Source organism: Propionimicrobium sp. PCR01-08-3, assembly GCF_030286045.1.
Classification (GTDB): domain Bacteria; phylum Actinomycetota; class Actinomycetes; order Propionibacteriales; family Propionibacteriaceae; genus Brooklawnia.
Genome location: NZ_CP127390.1, coordinates 2596191 through 2618124, shown reverse-complemented (window position 1 = coordinate 2618124; position 21934 = coordinate 2596191). Strand labels below are relative to the sequence as shown.

The window sequence follows — 21934 nt, the reverse complement described above, 5'->3', positions numbered from 1 at the left end:
AGAACACCGGTGGATTCGCGCCAGGCTATGCGAGGATCCCGGCAACGACAAAGCAGCCGAACGCGACGAGACTGGTGAGCGTGCGTGCCAGGTTCCAGCGCGTCCACGGTCGTTCAAAGGCTTGACGCGCCACTCGGAGACCCTCCGGGCTGCTGAGCGTCGCGCGATCGAGCTGATTGTTCAGTGGCACGTTCTTCACCGCCGTGATAGCGAAGGTGAGCAATGACCCGCCCGCAGCCGCACCGATGAGTGTCGGCATGAACGACACCTTCCAGATAGTGAGTGCGGCGCAGGCGACCCCGGTGACGGGTGCCGCGATGAAGACGCTCAGGAACCAGCTGTTGAGGATCGCCCGGTTGATCGCCTGGAACGCACACGCGAATGTACGATCATCTACACGCCGGAGGCCGGGAACGACGGCACAGGAGAATACGAAGAACACTCCTGCGAGCAGCCCATTGGTGACGGTGGCGACCGAGAGCAAGCTCGTCAGAAAAACGCACATCTGGCTGCCTGGTCAGCTTGCCGCGAGGAGGCGGTCGATCGTGACATCGATCGGCGTATGCCCGCTGACCTGGCGGTCGCCGCGAGGCGCGAGCAGCCCCTGTTGATCAGCTCGATACAGTTCGGCAAGGCTTGCTGCGATACGCGGCCGGAAGCCTGCTTCGGTAAGCACGTCCGCCCACACTTCTTCCGGAATAACCTCGACCGTCAATTCCTGGCCCAGTGCGCGACCCAGCACCGCAGCAACAGCTCGCTCCGAATACGAAGGGCCGAGAACATCAATTGCTTCACTCACGCTGGGAGGTGATTGCAGGACGTCGGCGGCGACTGCTCCAAGATCAGCAGTGGCGACCATCGGAACCGACACATCCGCCGAACCGGCGAACACCGGGTAGATGCCGCTCTCGCGAGCCGTATCGAGCACATCGGCGAGCTTCTCCTGGAAATGAACCGAGCGTAACGCACTGAGCACCGTGCCCGTCGCACGCAGAGCCACTTCCGCGCAGTGCAGCCCGGCGATCGGGCCGGTGCCCTCGGCGAGGTCCGCGCCGCCGGACGAGAGCAGCACCACATGCGGCACGGCGGCACCGGCCACGGCGCCCGCGATCGATTCGACCAAACGCTCCGTGTGCTCGTTGAGATCATTGGTGGTGAGGTCGAACGGCAGCAGCGCGAAGAACCCAGCGCAACCTGCGAGCGCTTCAGTCAGCGTGGAACGGTCGTCCAATGAGACGATGCGTGCTCCGGCACCCTGCGCCTCCCAGCCATCGGCATCGACCTGACGACGCACGAGTGCCCGCACTTCCGCATCCTCGGACAACAGTTGCCTTGCTACAGCCGATCCGACTCTGCCTGTTGCCCCGGCAACGACGTACATAGCGTTTCCTTTCGGTCGTATAGCGCTCTTACCAGTCCGACCGTACGATGTTGACGACGGTGGATCTATGCCTGAACATTCGAGTTTCTTGCTCATTCATCTGCTTTGGTCGGAACTATCGTGATCATCCATGGAAGGCTGTGCGCATGGAAGATGCTGTTGTCCCCGGCAGTACCGATCGGCTGGCCCGAGTGCTGCACACGCTGCGAATGCGCAGCACGTTCTACTGCCATGCCCAGCTCACTGAGCCCTGGGCGCTCGAGATGCCGGCCATCGTCGACTCGATCAGCTTTCATGTCGTCACCGCCGGCACCTGTTGGCTCCGCCTGCCGGGCGGCGAGTCCCGCGAACTACGAGCAGGAGACCTGGTGTTGGTGCCTCACGGGCTCGGACATTTCTTGGCCAGTGCGCCAGACGCGCCACCCGGCCCCCGCGTCGATCTGCTGCCGCAGCAGTACCTCACCGACCGCTACTCACTCCTGCAGTACGGAGGTGATGGTCGGCGCGGTCAACTGATCTGCGGCATCGTCTCGTTCGACGACGCGGCAGCACGGGAGCTCATGCGTGCGCTGCCGCAACTATTGTTCGTCGGTGGCGATACCGCCTCCGCCGCGGAACCGATCCGTGACACCCTGCGCTTCATGGCCGGCGAACTCGCACGCACGCAGCCCGGCGGCGAGGCCGTGGCCACCAGGCTCGCCGACATCCTCGTCATCCAAGCGATCCGCACCTGGCTCGCCGCCGATCCCGACACCGGGACCGGATGGTTGCTCGCCATGCAGGACGAACGAATCGGCAGAGCGCTCGAAGCAATCCACGCCGACCCCGGTCGCGAATGGACACTCGAACGACTCGCACACCTCGCAACGATGTCGCGCTCATCATTCAGCACCCGCTTCACCGAGCTCGTTGGAGAAGCACCGATCGCATACCTCACCCGCTGGAGAATGAACATCGCCCACAACCGGCTCCGTGAAGAGAACACCACCGCGGCCCGACTCGCCACCGAACTCGGCTACCGCTCCGAAGCAGCATTCAACCGTGCCTTCACACGCATCATCGGACGGACACCGGGGGCAGTGCGCCGCGAACAAAGCGCGATCTCTGGGGGTGTGATCACGCCGGTGCGATCCTCATTGTCGCTGCTCAGACCGTGATCCTGCTGACGGTACGGATGTTGCGATTCGTAGTCGTACGCTTCCAGGCGGTGCGGCCAAGTTCCTTGCCGAACGGAGAACTGGTCGTGTCGGTCACGGGCACGTTCCAGTAGATCACGCCCGGTCCGGGCAGTACGCAATCCTCCCCGTGCGGAAGATCATGGTACTTCTGCATCAGTGCATCCCTCGTCGCTCCGTCCGCGCCGAAAATCACATAGGAATTATGGGTCGTGTCGGCAGGGTCGAAGGGCAGTTCATCACGGGCTCGGCGGAGCTCATCGAGGGTGACGAGCACGCTCCAGGCCTCGTAGCCGAATCGCGCCGTAAGTGCCCGCTCGATCGTTGCTTTGAGTTCCGCGCGATCTGCGGCGTCCGAAGTGAAGCGCGCGTTACCACTGGCGAGATATGTGCGCACATCTTCGAAGCCGAGCCCAACGAAGAGTCCTTTGAGATCCGCCGAACGGATCGTGATGCCCTCGACGTTCACCCCGCGCAGCAGAGCTGCATGCTCCATGTGCGTGACCTCTTTTCTTCAATCACCCTTTCATCCACGATCCAGGCGGCGGATCGGGTCGACCGATCCGCCGCTGGGCGTCGGTTACTGCGTCTCGCCGGTTTCCTGGCCCGCCGCCCAGGCGGCGACTCGTTCCATGCTTTCGGCTTCGGAGAGATCTTCGACACGGGACATGACCGACCAGCGCACTCCGAATGGATCATGAATGGAGGTGAAGCGGTCGCCAGAGACGAACGTGCTCGTCGCTTCACGAATAGTGGCTCCGGCATGTTCGGCTCGTTCTACTGTCGCGTCGATGTCCGCGCAGTACAGGCCCATCGAATAGCACACGTTGTCTCCCGACGGAGCTGGCACGAGCCCGTAATCAGGGCTGGGCTCGCCGAGCTGCAGTTTGCCGTTACCGAAGTCCAGCTCGGCATGGACCACGATACCGTTGATCTCGGTGGCGTCGACGAGGCGAGCGCCGAATACTGAGCGGTAGAATTCGACAGCATCGGTGGTACCGGTGACCGCGAGGAACGGGGTCAGGCTGGTCGACCCGTGCGGGATGCCATCGGTAGTGTGGTTGCCAGAAACGCCAGGTTGGTGCAAGTTGTTTTCGGTCATGCTTCGAGCGTATTCGCGCGACGGCCACGGTGGCTTGAAGATTCACGACGAGGTGGGAACGGAGGTGCCATGACTGAGCTCACTGACGGACGAGGCATCCTGTACCCGACCAAACTCCCGTCCTTCCACAGAGAACGAGCAGAGGAAGGCATCGACGCATGGATCCGCTGGTTCTGGGTGCCGCGCTGGGAGCTTCCTCCAGGGCGAACATCTCGGCAGAGAGTGCTTCCGTTTCCGGCGTCGAACCTGGTCGTTCAAAGCGACGGAGTGAAGCTCCATGGCCCCACCACCGGCACGTCGCACCAGGATCTCCGCGGCCGCGGGTGGGCGGTCGGTGCGTCGCTCCGTCCAGCCGGAATCGCATCACTGCATGCAGATCCACACGGTATCAAAAACTCCGAGATTGCCTTTGACGCTCCCGAGCTGCATACGACCGTGACTGCTGCCATGGGAAAAGGGAAAGACACAAACGGTTTGGAGCACGCCATCGTTGCATTCACAGAGTGGGCTGCAGAGCGCTTCCAGGCTGCGGACGCGAATGCCATGCTGGCCAATGAGATGGAGAACCTCATCTCCTCAGACCGGACCATCGTTCGTGTCGATCAGGTCGCAACGCACCTGGGAATATCGATCCGCGCAGTGCAGCGTCTCGCGCGACGCTATGTGGGTCTCCCACCGCTCGCGATTATTCGCCGGTACCGCCTCCAAGAGGCCGCTCTGCGCTTGCGGCAAGACCCCTCACTTAACATTGCACATGTCTCGGCAGAACTCGGGTACGCGGATCATGCCCACCTCGCCGCAGACTTCCGTAAGGTCCTCGGCCTCGCACCGAGTGCGTACAGAAGTGACAGTCGCGATATCTAAGACCAGGCGGCCACTGACGTTCGCAATGTGCGCGACATGCTCATCGCGATGCGTCCTTGGAGCTGCGGCTCAATGATCCGAGCATGCCGAAGCATCGCGGATCCCATTTCCTTTCGGATCCGGAAGTGCGGCCGCACATATCTCAATCGGGTCGGTGCGTGTCCGCAACTGGCAAGCGAACAGCGAACCCTGCAGCCTTGTACGTGGATACCGCGGCCACATTGGAGTTCTCCGCGCAAACGATGGCGCTGGAGGCCACCATCTCACGCAGGTTGTTGGCGGCGGCGATAGTGATTGCCCTGCCATGAACTCGTTGTGGTCATCGAATGCTGCCAGACTGCGTGCTGACGTGTAGAAGGGACTTGCCGCCATGTTCATCCAGGCGTTCAGTCGCCGACGGCGATCTTCCTCGGTGAACGGCGTGTCGGTGCCGCTCGAACTCTGGTCGGTTTTGCTGGTCGAAAAGTGAACGGTTGTGGGCAGTTTAGCCCTGGTTGTTGTCGGTTGTTGTTCTGATGCTGGGCAGGCTGTCGATGCCTCGGTTGCGGAGTCGGTAGCTGGCTCCTTTGAGGGTGAGGACGTCGGCGTGGTGGACGATGCGGTCGATCATCGCTGCAGCCACGACTTGGTCGCCGAAGACGCCTCCCCAGCCGGAGAATGGCAGGTTGGAGGTGAGGATCAGGCTGGCGTGTTCGTACCGGCTGGACACGAGTTGGAAGAACAGGTTCGCGGCGTCCTGCTCGAAGGGGAGGTAGCCGACCTCGTCGACGATGATCAGTCCGTAGCGGCGCAGCCGGGTGAGCTCAGCGGGTAGTTTCCCGGCGTGGTGGGCGTCGGTGAGCCGGGTGACCCAGTCGGTCGCGGTCGCGAACAGGACGCGGTGGCCGTAGTGGGCGGCCTTGATGCCCAGGCCGATCGCGAGGTGGGTCTTGCCGGTGCCGGGCGGGCCGAGCAGGACGACGTTGCGGGCCTCGGTCAGGAACCCACCTCCGCCGAGCGCAGCAACCTGCTGGCGTATCGCGGGTTGGGCGTCGAAGTCGAAGTCGTCGAGGGTCTTGCGGGCGCCGAACCCGGCCGCCCGGATGCGCATGTCGGCGCCGGAGGCGTTACGTGCTGATACTTCGCGTTCCAGCACGGCGGCCAGGTAGTCCTCGAACGTCCAGCCGGCATCCCTGGCCTGGTCGGCCAGCCGGGTCGCGGATTCCAGGATCCGGGGTGCTTTGAGGGCGCCGGCCAGCCAGGTCAGCTGCTTGGTGGTGTCGCCGGTTTTGGTGGTCATCGTGGGCCTGCCTGGGTGTCGATCCCGAACGCCTTGTCGTAGTCGGCCAGGTCACGAACCAACTCATCAACGGTGGGTCGCGGACGGGGTTGTTGGAACTCGCGTCGCAGCCGGGCGGCGGTCTCGACGTGAGCGGTGTCGGTGACGGTCAGACCCCGGGCCCACAGGCGAGGATGCTCGGCGACGAGCCTGTCGTCCAGCTTCACCTGGACCCGGTCGAGGTCGGCGCGGGCCGCGACCATGCGGCCGATCGCGGTCGGATCGACGGAGTAGTCGTTTGACGCGATCCGCACGTAGTAGTCGCGGCCCAGCCGGACCTGGCTGCGCCACCCGACCACAGGTGGCACCGGCGGCAGGGCGAGCATTGCGGCCTTGTCGGTCTCGAGCCGGTCGTGCGGCCGGGCCCGGATCGTGCGTACCATCCGGGTGTTCGCGGTGGCCAGCCAATCGGTGAACTGGGCGTTGAAGTCGGCCGGGGACAGGAACGTCCGCCCGGGCATGAACGAGGTCTCGAACCAGCCGTTACGCCGTTCCACGACTCCCTTTGATTCGGGATCCCGGGGCGGTAGCAGCACCAGCCGAGTGGCCAAAGTGCCCATGAACGCCGGCACCCCTTCGGAGCGGTGCCGGCCACGGCCGATGCCGCGCTCGTTGTCCCAGATCAGGCGCCGGGGTACCCGGCCGAGCTGCTGGAGCAGAAGCCAGGTGCCCAGCAGCAGGTCCTCGGTGGTCTTGGTCGGGATCATCCGGCCCAACACGAACCGGGAGTACGCCAAGGTGATCACCAGCACCGGCAATAAGCTGGCCATGCCGTTCTCCAGCGGGATCTTCCGCGGCGGAAACCACAAATCACATTGAGCCGCGTCCCCGGCCTCCCACACGATCCGGTCGGCCGGGTCCCGCGGCTGGTACTCCGGCCGGATCCGGGACACGTTATCCCGGAACCACGACGACGACCCCGTCCAGCCCACCCGCTCCGCGAGCACCGTCGCCGGCATATCAGGCGTGTCGCTCAACAAGCCGCGCACCCTCGCCTCGACCGCCGAGAACGACGTCACCGCTGATCGACGCTCGTACTTCGGCGGCCCGTCCGACTTCACCGCCTTGATCACCGTCGTCCGCGAGATACCCAACCGCCTCGCGATCGCCGCATGCGGAACCTCCTCCGCGGCCAGCCTCCTGATCAATGCCCAATCCTCCATAGTGATCACCCTTCCGATGATGTCGGGTGTCCACTTTTCACCGGCGAAACTGTTCAGTTTTCAAGCGGCGTCGACACGGCGTACCGCGAAAAGCGGACCAATGTACTGACACCCAGTCTTCGGCTCTGTCCGGGCCGATGGGTTCGACCCGAACTTCTGGTTCTGGAACAGGTCCAGACAGGTCTATGAATAACGGGATCCATGGCTCATCAAGTTGCCACCCGTGCTCTGACAGTGCTTCTAAGAACGAGTGGGTTCCCCGTGTCTCGATCGTAGCGGCACCGACCGGCAATACGCCCTGCCGCGGATCCTCGACGTCGCTCACTGGTTGATGGGCAAACTGGTCATTGTCGTGCAGTTCGGGGTGAACTCCCAGGCGGAGAAGTCGTGGTCCATCCAGAAGTCCCACAGCCAGAATTTCTTCTCCTGCTGACCAGGTCCGGAGCGCTCTCGCAGTTTGCATTCATGCCGTTGGTGGAATACCAACCCAGGTCGCCAGGGTGCAGTTGTATCGCGCCGTCGTCATGCTGCCAGCCCGCCAGCATCCATGCCACGACACTGAGTTCCGAGACATCAGGCGTACGTATGTCGATAGTCATGTGTTATCTTCTCGCTCATTCACGTTCTCTTTGTAAAGAGTGCGCTGTCACCGTGGCACCACTTCGCCTGAGCCCGAAATGTCCTGCATAATCTCGGGGCTGCCTGCGTAGCGGATTTCACCGCTCCCATCGATTGTGGCATCGAGCGCCCCGCTGACGAAGACATCTGCCGTACCGGACCCGCCGATCACGACGCGGGCATTCGTACTTTCGAGATCATGCGCGTAATAGCCACCGGATCCGCGGACTTCGACTTCGTGTTCGTCTGTCCTTCCGTTGACAGTAATCTCGCCTGCTCCATCGATCTTCGTGGCCAGCTTCTGGGCATCGATGTCTTGGGCGGCGATCGATCCTGATCCATTGACGGTCATCGAGGCGCTGTCGGCTGCAATTCCGTTGGCGTGAACACTGCCTGAGCCCTCCACCAGGATGATCGGCTCGGCTGCACCGGTGAAGTCGACCGTCGCCTCTCCGGAACCGAGCACGCTGATTGCGTCGACCGTGGGCACGGTGAGTTCGTATCGGATGTCCCCGCCCCAGGCGAGCGGTTCGCCATCGATGCCCAGGTGCAGGACTTCATCCTTGACTTCTGAGGTGAGGCGGTCAATCACGTTCTCACCAGCCGTCACGGTGAGCGCGGTATGGCCGCCCCTCGTCACGTTCAACTCTCCCGAAGTATCGAGCTCTACGGCGCTGACCATCTCGATCTCCCGCTCCTGTGTGGTTGACGGGCCGGTGTAGGCCTGACTGCACCCTGTGAGCGCAGCGAGGCAGATTGCGACGGATGCTGCTGAAGCGATGAAACGTTGATGCATGAGACACGACGCTATTTCGTTGCCGCTCCCACCGACAGACTCTGCGGAGTGAGATTCAGGGAGTGGGAATCACCCTCCAGGGTGAGATCATGTTGCCACACTTCATGTTGCCGAACCGCAGGTTGATGACGTTCGCCGGCCTATGCGGTCACCCCAGGAGCGTCTCGATCAGTTGTTTTGCGTGACTTCGGTGGAGTCGACGTCGACCCGGTGGCCGTGCGCGTCGGTCGGGCGCAGTTGTGCGAGTGGGTGGCCACTCTCGTCCACGAGAGTGGAGTGCGCTTCGTCGTCGGCGAAGGCGTGTCGCTCACCCCACTGACGCAAGGCCACGATGACCGTGAAGAGGTCGCGGCCCGAGTCGGTGAGGACGTAGACCTGGCGGCGTCCAGATATTGCCGTCTCTCGCTTGAGGATGGCATGATCGACGAGGCGACGAAGCCGGTCGGTGAGGATGTTGCGCGCGACCCCGGTGCGTTGCTGGAAGTCAGTGAACGACCGAGCATTGTCCATCGCGTCGCGAATGATCAGCAGGCTCCACCGGTCTCCGACAAGGTCGAGCGTCCGCGCGACCGGGCACGCCGGGTCGGTCCAGGTCACGTCGTCAACATGCACGACTGAGTTCATCACGCCTCCCGATGAGTTGCAGATTGAAACCATTCTGCCATACTTTCTGCCATACTTAAATCAGTTGCATATTGCTACTGATTGGGGGTGGTGTGAGACTTACGCATGGTCGAAGGACGCTGCTCGCGATGGTCTGCTCAGTCGCTGTCGCGACGATCTACGTCGCCCAGCCAGTACTCGCGCGGATCGGGCGAGAGTTAGGAGTGCCAGAGTCTGACCTGGGGTGGATCGTGACAGCTGGGCAGATCGGCTACATGGTCGGCTTGGTTGTCCTGGTCCCGTTGGGAGACGTGCTGGACCGGCGCAAGCTCATCGGGGGCCAACTCCTCCTCGCCGCGGTCGGCATGCTGGTGGCCGCGGTCGCCCCTGGTCTGTGGCTGTTGCTCATCGGTCTCGCCGCGACAGGTCTGTTCGCCGTCGTCGTGCAGACCACCGTCGCATTCGCCGCTGATCTGTCCACGCCTACCGAGCGTGGCCGCACGCTCGGAATCGTCACTTCCGGTGTCATCATCGGAATCCTTGGGGCGCGCGTCCTGGCGGGGGCTCTCGCCGGCCTGTGGGGGTGGCGAAGTATCTACCTCACGCTCATGCTGCTTCTCGTCGCGCTCTCGATCGCGGTGCTGAATCAGCTGCCGGCAGACCGCCGATCGAATCGCAGGACCTACGGCGACGCGCTGACCTCCCTCGGACACCTCTTCCGTGAACCGCTGTACATCTCGCGCGGACTGATCGCGTTCTTCCTCTTCGCTTCCTTCGGCACGCTCTGGAGCGGACTCGCGCTACCACTTGCTGCCGAGCCGTGGCAGCTGAGCACCGCCCAGATCGGCTTGTTCGGAATCGCCGGGCTCGCGGGCGCACTGGGAGCTGCACGGGCAGGTCGATGGGCCGATATCGGCCGAGCCAACCCCGTGACCGGTACCGCACTGGCACTGCTGGCCCTCTCCTGGATCGCATCGGGGCAGGCCACCTGGTCGCTCTGGCTCGTCGTCGTCGGGGTCATCGTCCTGGACTTCGCGGTCCAGGTCGCGCACGTCAGCAACCAGACTCTTCTCACCAACGCCTACTCTGGTCAGACCAGCAGCACCATCGGCGGTTATATGATCTTCTACTCGCTCGGCTCCGCCCTCGGAGCGACGGCCACAGCCATGATCTACTCCACGTCAGGATGGACCGGATGCGCCATTCTCGGGGCAAGCTTCGCCGTCTGCGGACTACTCACCTGGACGCTGAGCCGGCGCACGGTCACGAGAACGCGACACGACGACGGCTACGGATCAGACCATACCGACGAGACGCCGAAGGCAGGCTGAAGAAGAATTACCCGTACGAGTCGCTGACGAACGAGGGGCGCCGACGATTGATCGAACGCTGTAAGACCAAACCCATCGCCCAAAAGTCGGTTACGGGTCATCGAAAGCGGCTCTTGAAGCACTGACCAGAGGTGTGGCCATTGATCTCGGCCCCCAAGGACTCCGCGTCAATGCGGTCGCCCCTGGTCCGGTACAGACAGGGTGGATGAGTGAGAACCTCGTCCGTGAAGCCGTGACAGCGATCCCGCTGGGGCGCGCCGGCACGCCGGAGGACATCGCCGATGCATGTGTCTTCCTGGCCTCACACCAGGCGCGGTGGATCACTGGCCAAGTACTCCAGGTCGCGGGCGGACACGCACTCTAACTACTGCTGAGCGCTTCACACTTCGAGTTCTGAACGGTATTACAACTTCCGCTCACCTGAGAAATAATCAAGACTTGTGGATCTGGGGGGAGGGTGTGCCTTCCCGCATAATGATCACTGTCAGTTCCAGTTCTTGATCAAGTCAGCGTTGCCGCGCTGGCGGGAAGGCACTCCTGTGCTTAACGTAGTTGATATCAATGTTGGTTCCAACCCCGATGGTGATGGCCGGTCGTTGTTGGATCAGATCGTGCGGGATGGGGCGCGGCAGATGCTGGCGGCGGCGTAGCAGGCCGAAGTCGCCGCCTATATCGACCAGCACGCCGATCAAACAGATGGGGATGGGCACCGGCTGGTGGTGCGTAACGGCTCCCACCAGCCACGCCAGGTGGTGACTGCTGCCGGCGCGATCGAGGTGAGAGCGCCCCGGGTCAACGACAAACGCACGGATGCGGTGACCGGGGAGCGCCGCCGGTTTTCGTCGAAGATTCTGCCGGCTTGGGCCCGTAAGAGCGGCGATATCACCACGGTGCTGCCCTTGCTGTATTTGCACGGCCTGTCGACCAATGATTTCGGGCCGGCCCTGGAACAGTTCTGGGGCACCAGTGAGGGTCTGTCCCCGGCGGTCATCACCCGGTTGACGAAGCAATGGCAGACCGAGGCCCAGGCTTTTTCTGAGCGTGATCTTTCCGACAGCGATTACGTGTACATGTGGGTCGATGGCATCCATCTCAAAGTACGTCTTGCCCAGGAGAAACTCTGCCTGCTCGTGATGATCGGAGTCCGCACCGATGGCCGCAAGGAGCTGATCGCCCTGGCGGACGGGTATCGGGAATCGGCCGAGTCGTGGGCCGATCTGCTGCGCTCCTGCAAACGGCGCGGCATGCAAGCCCCGGTACTCGCGGCAGGGGATGGAGCGCTCGGCTTCTGGAAAGCCGTCCGGGATGTGTTCCCGGCCACCCGGGAGCAGCGTTGCTGGTTCCACAAACAGGCCAACGTTCTCGCCTGTCTCCCGAAATCGGCGCAGCCGAACGCGGTCAAAGCGATGCAAGAAATCTACAACGCCGAGGACGAAGCCCACGCCCGCAAGGCTGCGAAAGCGTTCCAGCACGTGTATGGGGCGAAGTATCCGAAAGCAGCAGCCAAGATCACCGACGAGCTGGACGTGCTGCTCGAGTTCTACCACTACCCGGCCGAGCATTGGGTGCACCTGCGCACCACGAACCCGATCGAGTCCACGTTCGCGACCGTCCGGCTACGCCAGAAAACCACGAAAGGCCCCGGCTCCCGGTCGGCTGGTATCGCGATGGCGTTCAAACTCGTCCAAACCGCCGAAACCCGGTGGCGGGCAGTCAACGCACCCCACCTGGTGCCACTCGTGAGAGCCGGAGCCACCTTCACCAACGGCATCCTCGACCAACCCGACACAGACAACCAAAACCAGGCCGCCTAAAAGGTGCCGTCCACAGGATTTGACAATAACTCCGCTCACCTGACACCCGCTTGAACGGCTCGCAGCGCTCGGGCTGCAAGGTCGGTTAGGGCGTCCCGGAGTTCTTCACTCTCAAGCACTTCGAATTCGAGGCCCGATAGTCCGACGTACAGTGCAAACTCCTCGGGGGTATTCGAACCAGCCGTCAGGATGCTTGTGCCATCGCCAGCATCGACGACCTGTGCGATCGTCTGATCGAAGTGACCGGCGACGATATCCGCCGGAGCGTGAAAGCGCACGCGGGCGCGAAAGCGATACGGCGCGGTCGTGATGCTGTGTACCGTGAACTTGCGCACCTCCTCTTCCGGGATTTCTCGTCGCGCGAATTTCTCGGGGAGGATCACGGGCCGCCGAATTCGGTCGATTCGCAGTGTGCGCCATGCGGCATGCTCAGGGTTCCACGCGACGAGGTACCAGCGTTCGGCGGTGTGCACGATCCGATGCGGTTCCACGACCCGCCGCACTTCCTCACCATCGTGCCGCACATAGTGAATTCGCATCCGTGACCGCGCAGAGATGGCGTTGGTAATGGTTGTCACAACTGTAATGTCGACGTCGTCGCGCCGGGTCGTTAGTGGAATCATTGCCTGCTCGACGTCGGTGATCTGGTGTCGTGTTGACGGGGCGAGGGACCGTTCCAACTTCGCCAGCGCTCGTGCTGCGGGCTCTTCGATTCCGGTGACAGCGCCACTGGCGGCGGCGCGCAGACCCACGGCGATGGCTACGCACTCGTCGACGGTCAGAGATAGAGGCGGGACGGCCGCCCCTGCGCCCATCCGGTAGCCGCCTCCGCGCCCCCGAGTTGCCCCGATGCCATATCCGCGCTCTCGGAGATCGTCGATGTCTCGTCGCAGTGTGCGGTCGCTCACTTCCAGCCGCTCCCGCAGTTCTGCCCCAGACCAGTCGCGACGCGACTGGAGGAGGGCGAGGAGTTCAAGAGTGCGTCCTGTGGTCCGTGTCATGCCAGCATCCTCTTTTACTATCCGGTCATATTATGGCCGCATATGGCGTCAGAGTGAAGATATGACAAACACAGAAGTAGATCCCAGAGTCCACCCCTTCCACATCGAGTTCGGTGACGAGCAGGTGGAAGACTTCCGTCGCCGAGTCCGAGGCACACGACATGCCGCGCCCCTCCCGGTCGATGACTGGACGACCGGTATCCCGTCCAACGAACTCGCCGAACTCCTGGCGCGCTGGGCCGAGCACGACTGGCAAGCCACTGAGGATCGCCTCAACGCTCTGCCGCATATCCTCACGAATATCGATGGTCAGAACATCCACGCCGTGCACGTACGCTCACCGCATCCCGATGCGGTGCCGCTGCTCTTGATGCACGGGTGGCCCGGCTCGTTCCTCGAGTTTGAGTCGCTGATCGGTCCGCTCACGGATCCGCCAGCCTATGGCGGAGATGCGTCCGACGCTTTCGACGTTGTGATTCCGTCGCATCCGGGATTCGGTTTCTCGATGCCGCTGGTGGGCACTGACTGGCAACGAGGCGACATCGCAGCCGTGATGCTTGAGCTGATGTCGCGCCTGGGTTACGAACGCTTCGCGGTGCAGGGCGGTGATGTCGGGGCGGGAGTCGCACCGGAGATCGGCCGACTCACACCTGAAAGAGTCATCGGTGTGCACGTGAACGGCTCACTCGGATCGTTCGTAGGCGGCGTCGATGAGGAGACGAGAGCTGCGCTCACCCCTGTCGAGCAGGACCGTCTGCGTCGTGTCGGGGAATTCATGCAGCGCGAATTCGGGTACATCGCTATCCAGTCCACGCGCCCCGGTCTCGTCGGCCAGATGCTCGCGGACAGTCCCGCAGCACAGTTCGCGTGGATCCTCGACAAACTGCAGGCCTGGACACACCCTGCGGAGCGTCCGGCCGCCGACATCCTCGGTGAGCGCTTCATATTCGAGAACGCAGGCCTCTATTGGTTCACTGCCTCCGGTGGCACGTCCGCCTACGTGGGGTACGCGCAAGACGCCGCGTGGGGTACGCAACCGGAGAGCTCCGGCGTGCCTACCGCGGTGATCGTGTTCGCGCACGATGTCGGACTGCGGTTCGCAGAGGAGAAGGCGAACCACATTGTTCGATGGACCGACGTCGAAGACCGAGGAGGACACTTCGCGGCGATGGAAGAGCCGGATCTGCTTCTTGACGACGTACGTGAATTCCTGCGTCCATTGCGCTAAAGACGACACTTCCCAGCTCGGGCGCGCCCGGTTGATCTAACCGTGGCCCGCCCGACGCGTGGGCGCGCGAAGATCACCCTGGCGGTTGAGAAACGCTCAGCCGTCGGGGTGATCAGTTCAAGTCTCTCCGGCGTCAGAGTTAGATACATGGTGAAGCGTAGACTTTCCGTCGCCGATCACACCTCGCAGCAGTGGCGTATTCATGAGCTCGCTCCCGACTTCGAGGTAGAGGATGTGTGGCGGGTGAGAACTCCTGGAGCAGGCGCTGATGACTTCCTGACCTACTTCATCGCCGCGAACACCGCGGCAGCGGCAACCTATCCAGCGTTGGCCCGGGCGGTCTTCACCTGCTCGCTCTCGCTCGCCGCACGACACGGAAGTCTCGTTCTTGAACGCCACCGTCGCTGCTGCTTCGGTTCCTCAACGGCGTGTTACCTCCTTCCGGCGGTCGGGCGCTATCCAGCTGGGGATCAGTTGCGTATGACTGTGAGAGACCGCCAGGTGAGAACCATGATGGCGAGAGCGGTCGTTGTCAGCGCCGCGGCCACCCAAACCGGCGCAAGCAGCCCGAGCCCAGTTACCAGCCCGAACGCACCAAGTACAGGTCCCGCGGCAGCTCCGATGTTCAGTGCTGCGGTTGCGTACGAACCATTCATCGTTGGCGCACCTGACGCGGCGTACAGCACACGCGTGATCAAAGTGCTGCCGACACCGAATGAGAGGAATCCCTGAACGAACACGAGGACGACCAGCGCAACGGGATTCGACGCGAGCAAGGCCAACACGATCCAGCCCGTCAACAGCAGCGGCCCTCCGACTGCGAGCACGAGGCCGGGGCGTTGATCCGACAGTCGTCCGGCGGTCGTGACGCCAAGGAACGATCCTGTGCCGAACATCACCAGCGCAACGGACACCCAACCTTCGGCCAGACCCGCAATCTCGGTCACGACTGGGGCGAGGAAGGTGAATGCCGCAAAAGTTCCGCCGTTGGTCAACGCTCCGAGCACCATGGCCAGAATCAGCCGTGGTCGCGCCAATTCGCTGAGCTCAGCACTCAGCTTTGGTGAGGACGCACTTGTGGCGGACTGCCTGGCCTTGTTCGTGATGCCGCGGATGATTCCGAAGAACGCTGGAACACAGAGGATGGCGATCGCCCAGAACGTGGTTCGCCAGCCCAGCGCGGTGCCGAGCAGCGCGCCGGCGGGGACGCCTGCGATGGTTGCGATCGTCGTGCCGGAGAGCAGGATCGACAGTGCGCGCCCTTTCTGGTTTGGTGGAACGAGGGTCGTGGCCGTGCTCAGCGCTACGGCGAGGAATCCGGCGTTTGCAAGAGCGCTGAGCACTCTGGTGATGAGGAGGAGTGAGAAGGCGGGGGTCGCCGCTCCGATGGCGTGACTTCCCGCGAATAAGAGCAGGCAGGCGACCAGTGTGAGCCGCGGTGGCCACTGGCGAGCAAACGCCGCCATCACTGGTGCGCCGATGACCATACCGACCGCGAATGCGGAGGTCAGCAGACCCGCCGTGCCAACCGATACGTCAAGTTCGGTCGCGATCGCGGGGAGCAGTCCCGCGAGCATGAATTCTGATGTGCCCATGACGAAAACTGCCAGAGCAAGCATGTAGAGGGGAAAAGGCATCGAGTACTCCGAAGTGAGAGATCAAGAAAATGGTTCTTCTTGTCACCACGGCCAGGCCCGGGAATGCCAGACACACGCCCACGGAGATTGCGGGCGTCGAGATCAGTAATTCAAGGGGCTGGCGGTGTGACCGACAACCCCGGACCTGTCTGACTCGGGACTCGACATGTCCTGCACTCTACAGTGCCGGGCTGTGAGCGGCGCAAAAGGGCGCCTGCTCAATCGGCTTGGGGCTCTCGAGGGGTTTTCGGGCCACGATCGTGAAGGTGCAGGGGATCTTGTCTCGCCATTCCGGGTCGAATTCCCACGACCGGGGTGTCGGCCTTCTCGTCCAGCATCAGCAGCGCCGGATGCCCGTCACGGACCACGGTGCTGATCGCGTCGGGATCGGCAGCAAGGGCGTGGGTATCGTAGAGGTCCTCGTGCAGCAGTGCGCGATCCTCCCAGAGTGCACGATTGACATCGCGGGCTGTTTCCCAACCAAATCACCCACCACTTCGGCTCCAAGGACGCGCTGTATATCGACGCCGCATTCGGGCTTCTGCTGCGAGACACCGAACGCCTCAAGAAGGCAGGTCGTAGAGTGTCCACACCTGATGGTCTGCGCGAGGTGCTCGCCCGAACTGCTCTCACCATGCCATCTACGACCGTCGTGGTGAGCGCGCTCGCCCTCGCGCGCGGGAACCCCGCGGTGCAGCCGACGGTCGAGACTGGACTCAACCTCCTGTTTCGCCACTCCGAGCGGTTCCTGGAGAAAGAACTTGGCGAACACGGATGGACGACAGACCAAGGTGTCGGCCGGGCGGCGAAGACATTCTGGAGCGCGGTCTTCGGCGCCGTGCTTATCTCTCAGGCCGGCTTCCCAGGAGGGCCGTCCTCTGTCGACGTGGCGGCCACACTGTCGCTTCGCCCGGTTGATGAGAGGTAGCTTCGCCCTAACTGCATCAGTTCTCGAGCTCGAGAGAGACGAGAGCTTCGACTACACGGCGATTCTTGAATCGCCCGCATCCCGCAATCTGCTTAGGATGATGCCTCAACGAGGTCATCTGTATCCCCGTGAAGCGTACGCCTCACGGATCATCAGGAGCGCGCAGGGAACATATAGCGCTGCGGCGCAAAGCCAGAGAGTGCCGTCGGCACCCATTCGAGTGAGCGCGAAGATGCCGGTGAAGGTGACGGGGCCGATGATCGAGGTGAGGCTATTCAGGCTCGCAAGCGTCCCCTGCAGGTGCCCCTGCCGCTGGTCGGGGACGCGTCCGGAGAGCAGCGTCTGCAGTGCGGGCATGGTGATACCGCCGAGTCCGAGAGCCGCGAGGATCGGCAGCATCGCCCACGCGTTGATGATAAGGGCGAGGCCGATAAGGCCGACGGCGTCGGCGACGATGCCGACGAGGATCGCTCGGGTCTCGCCGACCCGGGACACGATGCGTCCGGTCAGTGCCGCCTGCACGAACACCTGCACCAGCCCGAAAATGGACAGTGAGACGCCAACTTCGACGGGGCTCCAGTCGAGGCGTTGCTGCGTGAAGAGCACCCAGCTGGAGCCTGGTGCTTGGCCGATGAACTGCACCATGCCGAAGACGGCGAGAAGGAGCAGCATCCCTGGCGCCGCGGTGAGCTTCGCCGTACTGGGATCTGGTGCCACCGTGCCGTCGCCACCCTGTGGCCGCGTGTCTCGCAACAGACTCAAGCTGAGTGCGAGGATGATACCGGTCAGCGCGGCGGCGACGAGGAATGGCAGATGCGGCGAGATCCCACCGAAGAAGCCACCGATGGCGGGGCCGGCGATCATGCCACCGCCGTAGCAGGCACCGAGCCACCCGTACCGCTTCGCACGCTGATCAGGCGGAGTGATGTCGGCGATCACCGTCGCAGTGACGGCGTTCGTGGCACCGGTGACCCCGGCGACCGCGCGGACGAGGTAGAAGACCCACAGTGTGCTCGTCAGTGCCAGCACGAGGTAGTCGATCGTCGCTCCCGCGAGCGAGGCGACAAGCACGCGGCGTCGTCCGAAACGGTCAGAGAGTTTGCCGAGGATTGGGGCGCAGAGGAATTGCATGACGGCGTAGAGCGCGGTCAGCAGCCCGACGTGCAGAGGGATCATGTCGTCCGGGGCGCCGATCTGGTCGAGCAGGGTGGGCAGAATCGGCATCACGAGGCCGAGCCCTGCGGCGTCGAGGGCCGCCGTGATGAGCACGGTCGTCAGGGTTCCCCGGTGGGAGAGGCGAACAATCACCTTATCTAAGATAAAGTTATCGATGATAAAGTGCAACCATGGCTCAGCACCGGACACGTCTCGACCGCGCGGCGGTACTGCGCGGGGCGCGGCAGGTACTCGACGAGACGGGGATCGACGGCTTCACGACTCGCGCGCTGGCCGCTCACCTCCAGGTACAGCAGCCCGCCCTCTACTGGCACTTCCGCACGAAGGCCGACCTCCTCGCTGCGCTGGCCAGCGATGTGCTTGACCGGGAGCACCACGCCTCTTTTCCCGAGCCCGAGGAGAAATGGGACGCATTTCTGCTTCGCAACGCGAGAAGCTTCCGGAACGCATTACACGCGGTCCGCGACGGCGCACGCCTCCACGCCGAGCATCACCGCAGACCATCCGACGACGACACTGACGAGGGAACTGATGCACCTGACCGGCAGATTGGGCTTCTCGTGTCGCAAGGATTCGATGAGCAGACAGCAGTCAGCGCCCTGATCGCGGTCAGCCGATACACCGTCGGCGTCGTGCTGGAGGAACAGGCGGCAGAGGCCGGCAGTGCGAGCGATCCGGAACGCGACCGGGAGTTCGACTTCGGCCTGACGGCACTGATCGACGGATTGGCTCGCGCCCGAGCCGTGTTTGGCGAACCGTAGCGAATCGTGACCGCGCGTGCCGTTCAGCCTCGCGCCTGCGTGAAGAGCAGAATGTGTGTCTCAAAGGCTTCTTCAGTATTGATCCCTGCCTGGGCGAGCGTTCGTATCGCCCACTCTGCGAAGACGAGCGCTGCTGGCGCTCCTATGAGGTCATGCCCGGCCAGTCAGCGCTCCAGGACCGCCGCGAGGCAGACAGATCAAACCAAAAACAAGCCCCGGCCGGGCCGCCGGTCAAGTGTTGGGTCCTACCCCGCACCGGCAACGGAAGTGTCTTGCCTCGTCGAAGCGCTTCAGCACCAGGCCCGCGGCGAGGAGCGATCCGATGATCTCTGACAGCGAGTGCCGCCACTCATAGCTGCGGATCTGGGCCGTAGTGCCTCACCGGCATACGTCGACCCGTCGTCCCAGGTCTGCGCCTGCCCATTGTGTCGTCTGTAGCTTCAGCCCGACCTCGTCTCGCCAGATAGCCGACGGACGCGGCAGCGGTTAAGACTGGCCAGGGCACGGCCGTCAGATAGCAGGCCGCGCAGAGCCATGCCCAGCCGTCATATGGTTGCCCACCGAATGGATCGACCAGGGGCCAGTTAATGATCGACGCGACGACGAGATATGCGAGGATGGCGGCTCCGACAAGTCCTGCGATGCCCCCGATGATCGGTGCGGTGCGGGCCACCCTTGGTGGGGTTCGAGGGGGGAGTACCCGCTGGATATTGAGGGAGAGGAGCAGGCAGCAGCCAGCTGCGGCGAGCTGGAGGGCCGAGAGGCCGAGCGCGTACCAGGTGCCGCTTCCGGGGAAGTCCTGGAACGCTCTCCACGCTTCTGGTGTTCCGAGCGGCACCCCGATGGCTGGGAGGATCCTCCAGAGAGCTGTGGGCAGGGCGACGAAGAACGACGCCCAGGCGCACACGATGATCCATTGGGGCATCCGCGCCGTGACTCGGGTTCGGGTAGGGGTCATCATCTTGCGTACGCCTTTCGTTCAGCTGCGGCAGGCCGCTTCGGCGCGTTCTGCCGGTTCCCCGGTGAGAGCCGTCCGGCTGTCGCGAGGACTGTGGTTCCCCAGATCAGCCAGCCGCCGTACACGAGCAGTCCAGTGGCCGCACCGGCCGGATCCTGCGCGACGGCCCAGAGACCCGAAGCACCGAGGGCAACGAGGAGGAAGCCGCCGACGAGTGCAACGGGGCGTACCCAGGCGGGGGCCGGGCGGCTCCACCACCGCATCGCAATGACCAGAGCAGGCGTCGCAGCAAGGGAGACCACGACGGTTGCGAAGAATGTCGCATCAATGATACCGAGGGTCTCCGGAGGCGCCGCAACAGCGATCCCGATCGCCCAGATTACCTTCAGCACCGGGTAGATCAGCGATGCCGCGATCCCCACGATCGGCACCCACATGGGCACCGGTACGCGCGCTTCGCGCTCGGGTGCGAGCGGGTTGGGGACGAACCACAGGCTGAACAGTGCGATCGCGGCACCGACGGAGACACACGTAGAGATCGGATCGACAGGGAATGGGATGACGCCCACGAGCCTGAGCAGGTGCAGTACCAGTAGTGTGCATGCGGTCGGCAGCAGGAGCACCGTCGCGAGTAGCAGCCCGGTGTACCGCTGGCCGGTCGTCCGAGCAAGCAGGCGGAACACGACGGCGACGACGATTCCGGCGAGCACGAACCAGCTCGGCGAGTTATCTGCGACATAGCTAGCAGCGGAGTGCAGGAGGGCGATGACGCCGGAGGCGGCGCCGATGCCGAGCGACACCCAACTCGCAACGGACGAAGCGCGGCGTTCACGATTCATTCTTTGAGTCATTTCTCTTCCCAGTGTTCTTCTTTTCAGTGTTGTGTCGAGTACGGCCTGCTGGCGGCCGTAGGCATGCATTGCGCTTCGGTACTGCGGTGCAGCGCGTAGCCCCACGTCGCGAGAGCAAGGAGCGGCCCCCACAACCAGAACGGGAAGACTACGGCGGTGACCAGGACGGGGAATCCGATTCCATCGGTGCCTGCGAGCAGCAGTGAGTCGAGACCCGCTGTGGTGAACAGGATGGCGACGATCGAGGAGGGGACCACGGCTAGTGGGGTCGGGACCGGTCTGCCGCCCACTCGTCCGAACCAGGTCGGGAATCGACTGCCCCAAGGCAAGATGAGTCCAAGCGTCAGGATCCCTCCAGTGAGCATCCCCGAGCCGAGGATGAGGCCGGTCGCCATCGTCAACGTGTCGTCGGCGTAGTCGCCGGGGTCTCCGGCGAGCGGCCACGGGGTCAGCCAGCTCAATCGCGCAATGACGTACGGCAACGCGCAGCACGCGGCGGCGATCGTGATCGCGACCCGGTGTTTGAGGACGAAGCGTCCGGGCATTCCGGGAGTGCGTTGCAGGAGCATGGCACCAGTGAGCACCCACACCCCGGAGAACAGGAGCAGCAACAGCGGTGAGGCGGAACGTGCCGGGTCTGTGACCAGGTAGTCGCCGAACTGGCGGTACAGGACGGACAATGGTGTCGGTCCGACGACGAGGAACACCGCTGCGGCTGCACCCGCGATGGCGACGATGATCCGCGCCACCGGTGCTCTGACCACGAAGACGAGAAGTGCGATGATGCCGAACGGCAGGGCGTGCGAGAGCGTGTAGCCGGAGATCGCGAGCCCGTTCAGGCCGACCAGGCCGACCGCTGCGAGTACACCGGATACCACCGCGACCGTGCCGATGAGCGTGTTATGTTCTCTGCGGCCGAACAGCGCGATAAGTCCGACGACCGACGCCGCGGCGCTGACCGCAGCTTGCAGTAAAGCGGCGGCCGGTTGGCCCATTGTGGCGGCCCCGAACAGATGGTGGATCGGTGCGGGGTTCGGTCCAGCAGCGTACGGGCTGAGCTGCGGGGCGGCCAGCCAGACCAGGCTCGCAGAGAGCACAATGACCGCGAGCGCGGTGCCGATCCAGTTCAGCGCTCGGAGGCTCCGCTCCTGTGGTGGAAAGTGGGTTGTGGTGGTCATACCGTCCAGTCTTCCGGGAGGGACGGCGGAGATCATCGCTCTGCTGGGCGA

20 protein-coding genes and 2 pseudogenes are annotated in these 21934 nt (G+C 63.5%); 9 read left to right on the top strand and 13 right to left on the bottom strand.

Annotated elements, in window-relative coordinates; all coding sequences use genetic code 11:
- Positions 1 to 25: 25 nt before the first annotated feature.
- Positions 26 to 505: an anthrone oxygenase family protein gene (locus tag QQ658_RS12145; protein WP_286025096.1), complete on the bottom strand. Its 480-nt coding sequence runs from the start codon at positions 503 to 505 to the stop codon at positions 26 to 28.
- A gap of 12 nt (positions 506 to 517) precedes the next feature.
- Positions 518 to 1381, bottom strand: coding sequence for an NmrA family NAD(P)-binding protein (locus QQ658_RS12140; protein ID WP_286025095.1), 864 nt, complete (start codon positions 1379 to 1381; stop codon positions 518 to 520).
- Between the two features lie 146 nt (positions 1382 to 1527).
- Here QQ658_RS12140 and QQ658_RS12135 point away from each other — a divergent pair, with 146 nt between their 5' ends.
- Positions 1528 to 2538 (top strand): AraC family transcriptional regulator, encoded by a 1011-nt coding sequence (locus QQ658_RS12135; RefSeq protein WP_286025094.1) that lies wholly within the window; start codon positions 1528 to 1530, stop codon positions 2536 to 2538.
- Here the strand turns inward: QQ658_RS12135 and QQ658_RS12130 are convergent.
- Positions 2528 to 3052 carry a DUF1697 domain-containing protein gene (locus tag QQ658_RS12130; RefSeq protein WP_286025093.1) on the bottom strand — a complete coding sequence of 175 codons (525 nt, stop codon included), beginning with the start codon at positions 3050 to 3052 and terminating at the stop codon, positions 2528 to 2530. The two genes, QQ658_RS12135 and QQ658_RS12130, sit on opposite strands and share 11 nt — an antisense overlap.
- An 84-nt stretch (positions 3053 to 3136) precedes the next feature.
- On the bottom strand, positions 3137 to 3658 hold the full coding sequence (locus QQ658_RS12125) for a VOC family protein (protein WP_286025092.1): 522 nt from the start codon (positions 3656 to 3658) through the stop codon (positions 3137 to 3139).
- A gap of 69 nt (positions 3659 to 3727) precedes the next feature.
- Here QQ658_RS12125 and QQ658_RS12120 point away from each other — a divergent pair, with 69 nt between their 5' ends.
- The gene (locus tag QQ658_RS12120) at positions 3728 to 4522 is read left to right on the top strand and encodes an AraC family transcriptional regulator (RefSeq protein ID WP_286025091.1); all 795 of its coding nucleotides are present in this window, start codon (positions 3728 to 3730) and stop codon (positions 4520 to 4522) included.
- Between the two features lie 484 nt (positions 4523 to 5006).
- Here the strand turns inward: QQ658_RS12120 and istB are convergent, their stop codons facing one another.
- Complete coding sequence (istB, locus tag QQ658_RS12115) at positions 5007 to 5801, bottom strand: IS21-like element helper ATPase IstB (RefSeq protein WP_286025090.1); 795 nt, start codon at positions 5799 to 5801, stop codon at positions 5007 to 5009.
- Positions 5798 to 7003, bottom strand: a complete 1206-nt coding sequence (gene istA, locus QQ658_RS12110) for an IS21 family transposase (protein WP_286027113.1) — start codon at positions 7001 to 7003, stop codon at positions 5798 to 5800. The genes istB and istA overlap by 4 nt, the downstream gene beginning before the upstream one ends.
- A 250-nt stretch (positions 7004 to 7253) precedes the next feature.
- Here istA and QQ658_RS12105 point away from each other — a divergent pair, with 250 nt between their 5' ends.
- On the top strand, positions 7254 to 7436 hold the full coding sequence (locus tag QQ658_RS12105; RefSeq protein ID WP_286025089.1) for a hypothetical protein: 183 nt from the start codon (positions 7254 to 7256) through the stop codon (positions 7434 to 7436).
- Positions 7437 to 7649: 213 nt separating this feature from the next.
- Here the strand turns inward: QQ658_RS12105 and QQ658_RS12100 are convergent, their stop codons facing one another.
- Both QQ658_RS12100 and QQ658_RS12095 read right to left on the bottom strand, forming a co-directional pair.
- Positions 7650 to 8303: a GIN domain-containing protein gene (locus tag QQ658_RS12100; protein WP_286025088.1), complete on the bottom strand. Its 654-nt coding sequence runs from the start codon at positions 8301 to 8303 to the stop codon at positions 7650 to 7652.
- Positions 8304 to 8585: 282 nt separating this feature from the next.
- Positions 8586 to 9041 (bottom strand): winged helix-turn-helix transcriptional regulator, encoded by a 456-nt coding sequence (locus tag QQ658_RS12095; protein WP_286025087.1) that lies wholly within the window; start codon positions 9039 to 9041, stop codon positions 8586 to 8588.
- Positions 9042 to 9169: 128 nt separating this feature from the next.
- Between QQ658_RS12095 and QQ658_RS12090 the strand changes: the two genes are divergently transcribed.
- From QQ658_RS12090 to QQ658_RS12080, 3 genes and pseudogenes are all read left to right on the top strand, one after another.
- Positions 9170 to 10351 carry an MFS transporter gene (locus tag QQ658_RS12090; protein ID WP_286025086.1) on the top strand — a complete coding sequence of 394 codons (1182 nt, stop codon included), beginning with the start codon at positions 9170 to 9172 and terminating at the stop codon, positions 10349 to 10351.
- Between the two features lie 97 nt (positions 10352 to 10448).
- Positions 10449 to 10715, top strand: a pseudogene (locus QQ658_RS12085) (SDR family oxidoreductase); the annotation flags it as partial.
- A 175-nt stretch (positions 10716 to 10890) separates the two neighbouring features.
- A pseudogene (locus QQ658_RS12080) lies at positions 10891 to 12165 on the top strand (IS256 family transposase).
- 35 nt (positions 12166 to 12200) lie between these two features.
- On the opposite strand, the gene QQ658_RS12075 reads toward QQ658_RS12080, so the two are convergent.
- A complete protein-coding gene (locus QQ658_RS12075) occupies positions 12201 to 13166 on the bottom strand; it encodes a helix-turn-helix transcriptional regulator (protein WP_286025085.1) in 966 nt (321 codons plus the stop codon).
- A gap of 61 nt (positions 13167 to 13227) precedes the next feature.
- Here QQ658_RS12075 and QQ658_RS12070 point away from each other — a divergent pair, with 61 nt between their 5' ends.
- Positions 13228 to 14394, top strand: a complete 1167-nt coding sequence (locus QQ658_RS12070) for an epoxide hydrolase family protein (RefSeq protein WP_286025084.1) — start codon at positions 13228 to 13230, stop codon at positions 14392 to 14394.
- A gap of 470 nt (positions 14395 to 14864) precedes the next feature.
- Here the strand turns inward: QQ658_RS12070 and QQ658_RS12065 are convergent, their stop codons facing one another.
- Positions 14865 to 16031 (bottom strand): Cmx/CmrA family chloramphenicol efflux MFS transporter, encoded by a 1167-nt coding sequence (locus QQ658_RS12065; RefSeq protein WP_286025083.1) that lies wholly within the window; start codon positions 16029 to 16031, stop codon positions 14865 to 14867.
- A gap of 583 nt (positions 16032 to 16614) precedes the next feature.
- Here QQ658_RS12065 and QQ658_RS12060 point away from each other — a divergent pair.
- The gene (locus QQ658_RS12060; protein ID WP_286025082.1) at positions 16615 to 16959 is read left to right on the top strand and encodes a TetR/AcrR family transcriptional regulator C-terminal domain-containing protein; all 345 of its coding nucleotides are present in this window, start codon (positions 16615 to 16617) and stop codon (positions 16957 to 16959) included.
- 114 nt (positions 16960 to 17073) lie between these two features.
- Here the strand turns inward: QQ658_RS12060 and tet are convergent, their stop codons facing one another.
- The gene (tet, locus tag QQ658_RS12055; protein ID WP_286027112.1) at positions 17074 to 18228 is read right to left on the bottom strand and encodes a Tet(A)/Tet(B)/Tet(C) family tetracycline efflux MFS transporter; all 1155 of its coding nucleotides are present in this window, start codon (positions 18226 to 18228) and stop codon (positions 17074 to 17076) included.
- Between the two features lie 77 nt (positions 18229 to 18305).
- Between tet and QQ658_RS12050 the strand changes: the two genes are divergently transcribed.
- The gene (locus QQ658_RS12050; RefSeq protein WP_286025081.1) at positions 18306 to 18896 is read left to right on the top strand and encodes a TetR/AcrR family transcriptional regulator C-terminal domain-containing protein; all 591 of its coding nucleotides are present in this window, start codon (positions 18306 to 18308) and stop codon (positions 18894 to 18896) included.
- A gap of 957 nt (positions 18897 to 19853) precedes the next feature.
- On the opposite strand, the gene QQ658_RS12045 is transcribed toward QQ658_RS12050, so the two are convergent.
- Positions 19854 to 20774, bottom strand: a complete 921-nt coding sequence (locus QQ658_RS12045; RefSeq protein ID WP_286025080.1) for a hypothetical protein — start codon at positions 20772 to 20774, stop codon at positions 19854 to 19856.
- Entirely contained in the window at positions 20729 to 21883 is a 1155-nt protein-coding gene (locus QQ658_RS12040; RefSeq protein WP_286025079.1) for a hypothetical protein, read from the bottom strand. The genes QQ658_RS12045 and QQ658_RS12040 overlap by 46 nt, the downstream gene beginning before the upstream one ends.
- Positions 21884 to 21934 lie beyond the last annotated feature (51 nt).

Excerpts from the sequence above, each read along its gene's own strand:
- QQ658_RS12145 (WP_286025096.1), bottom strand. The coding sequence starts at position 505 with ATGTGCGTTTTTCTGACGAGCTTGCTCTCGGTCGCCACCGTCACCAAT.
- QQ658_RS12140 (WP_286025095.1), bottom strand. The coding sequence starts at position 1,381 with ATGTACGTCGTTGCCGGGGCAACAGGCAGAGTCGGATCGGCTGTAGCA.
- QQ658_RS12135 (WP_286025094.1), top strand. The coding sequence starts at position 1,528 with ATGGAAGATGCTGTTGTCCCCGGCAGTACCGATCGGCTGGCCCGAGTG.
- QQ658_RS12130 (WP_286025093.1), bottom strand. The coding sequence starts at position 3,052 with ATGGAGCATGCAGCTCTGCTGCGCGGGGTGAACGTCGAGGGCATCACG.
- QQ658_RS12125 (WP_286025092.1), bottom strand. The coding sequence starts at position 3,658 with ATGACCGAAAACAACTTGCACCAACCTGGCGTTTCTGGCAACCACACT.
- QQ658_RS12120 (WP_286025091.1), top strand. The coding sequence starts at position 3,728 with ATGACTGAGCTCACTGACGGACGAGGCATCCTGTACCCGACCAAACTC.
- istB (WP_286025090.1), bottom strand. The coding sequence starts at position 5,801 with ATGACCACCAAAACCGGCGACACCACCAAGCAGCTGACCTGGCTGGCC.
- istA (WP_286027113.1), bottom strand. The coding sequence starts at position 7,003 with ATGGAGGATTGGGCATTGATCAGGAGGCTGGCCGCGGAGGAGGTTCCG.
- QQ658_RS12100 (WP_286025088.1), bottom strand. The coding sequence starts at position 8,303 with ATGGTCAGCGCCGTAGAGCTCGATACTTCGGGAGAGTTGAACGTGACG.
- QQ658_RS12095 (WP_286025087.1), bottom strand. The coding sequence starts at position 9,041 with ATGAACTCAGTCGTGCATGTTGACGACGTGACCTGGACCGACCCGGCG.
- QQ658_RS12090 (WP_286025086.1), top strand. The coding sequence starts at position 9,170 with ATGGTCTGCTCAGTCGCTGTCGCGACGATCTACGTCGCCCAGCCAGTA.
- QQ658_RS12075 (WP_286025085.1), bottom strand. The coding sequence starts at position 13,166 with ATGACACGGACCACAGGACGCACTCTTGAACTCCTCGCCCTCCTCCAG.
- QQ658_RS12070 (WP_286025084.1), top strand. The coding sequence starts at position 13,228 with ATGACAAACACAGAAGTAGATCCCAGAGTCCACCCCTTCCACATCGAG.
- QQ658_RS12065 (WP_286025083.1), bottom strand. The coding sequence starts at position 16,031 with ATGCCTTTTCCCCTCTACATGCTTGCTCTGGCAGTTTTCGTCATGGGC.
- QQ658_RS12050 (WP_286025081.1), top strand. The coding sequence starts at position 18,306 with ATGGCTCAGCACCGGACACGTCTCGACCGCGCGGCGGTACTGCGCGGG.
- QQ658_RS12045 (WP_286025080.1), bottom strand. The coding sequence starts at position 20,774 with ATGCATGCCTACGGCCGCCAGCAGGCCGTACTCGACACAACACTGAAA.
- QQ658_RS12040 (WP_286025079.1), bottom strand. The coding sequence starts at position 21,883 with ATGACCACCACAACCCACTTTCCACCACAGGAGCGGAGCCTCCGAGCG.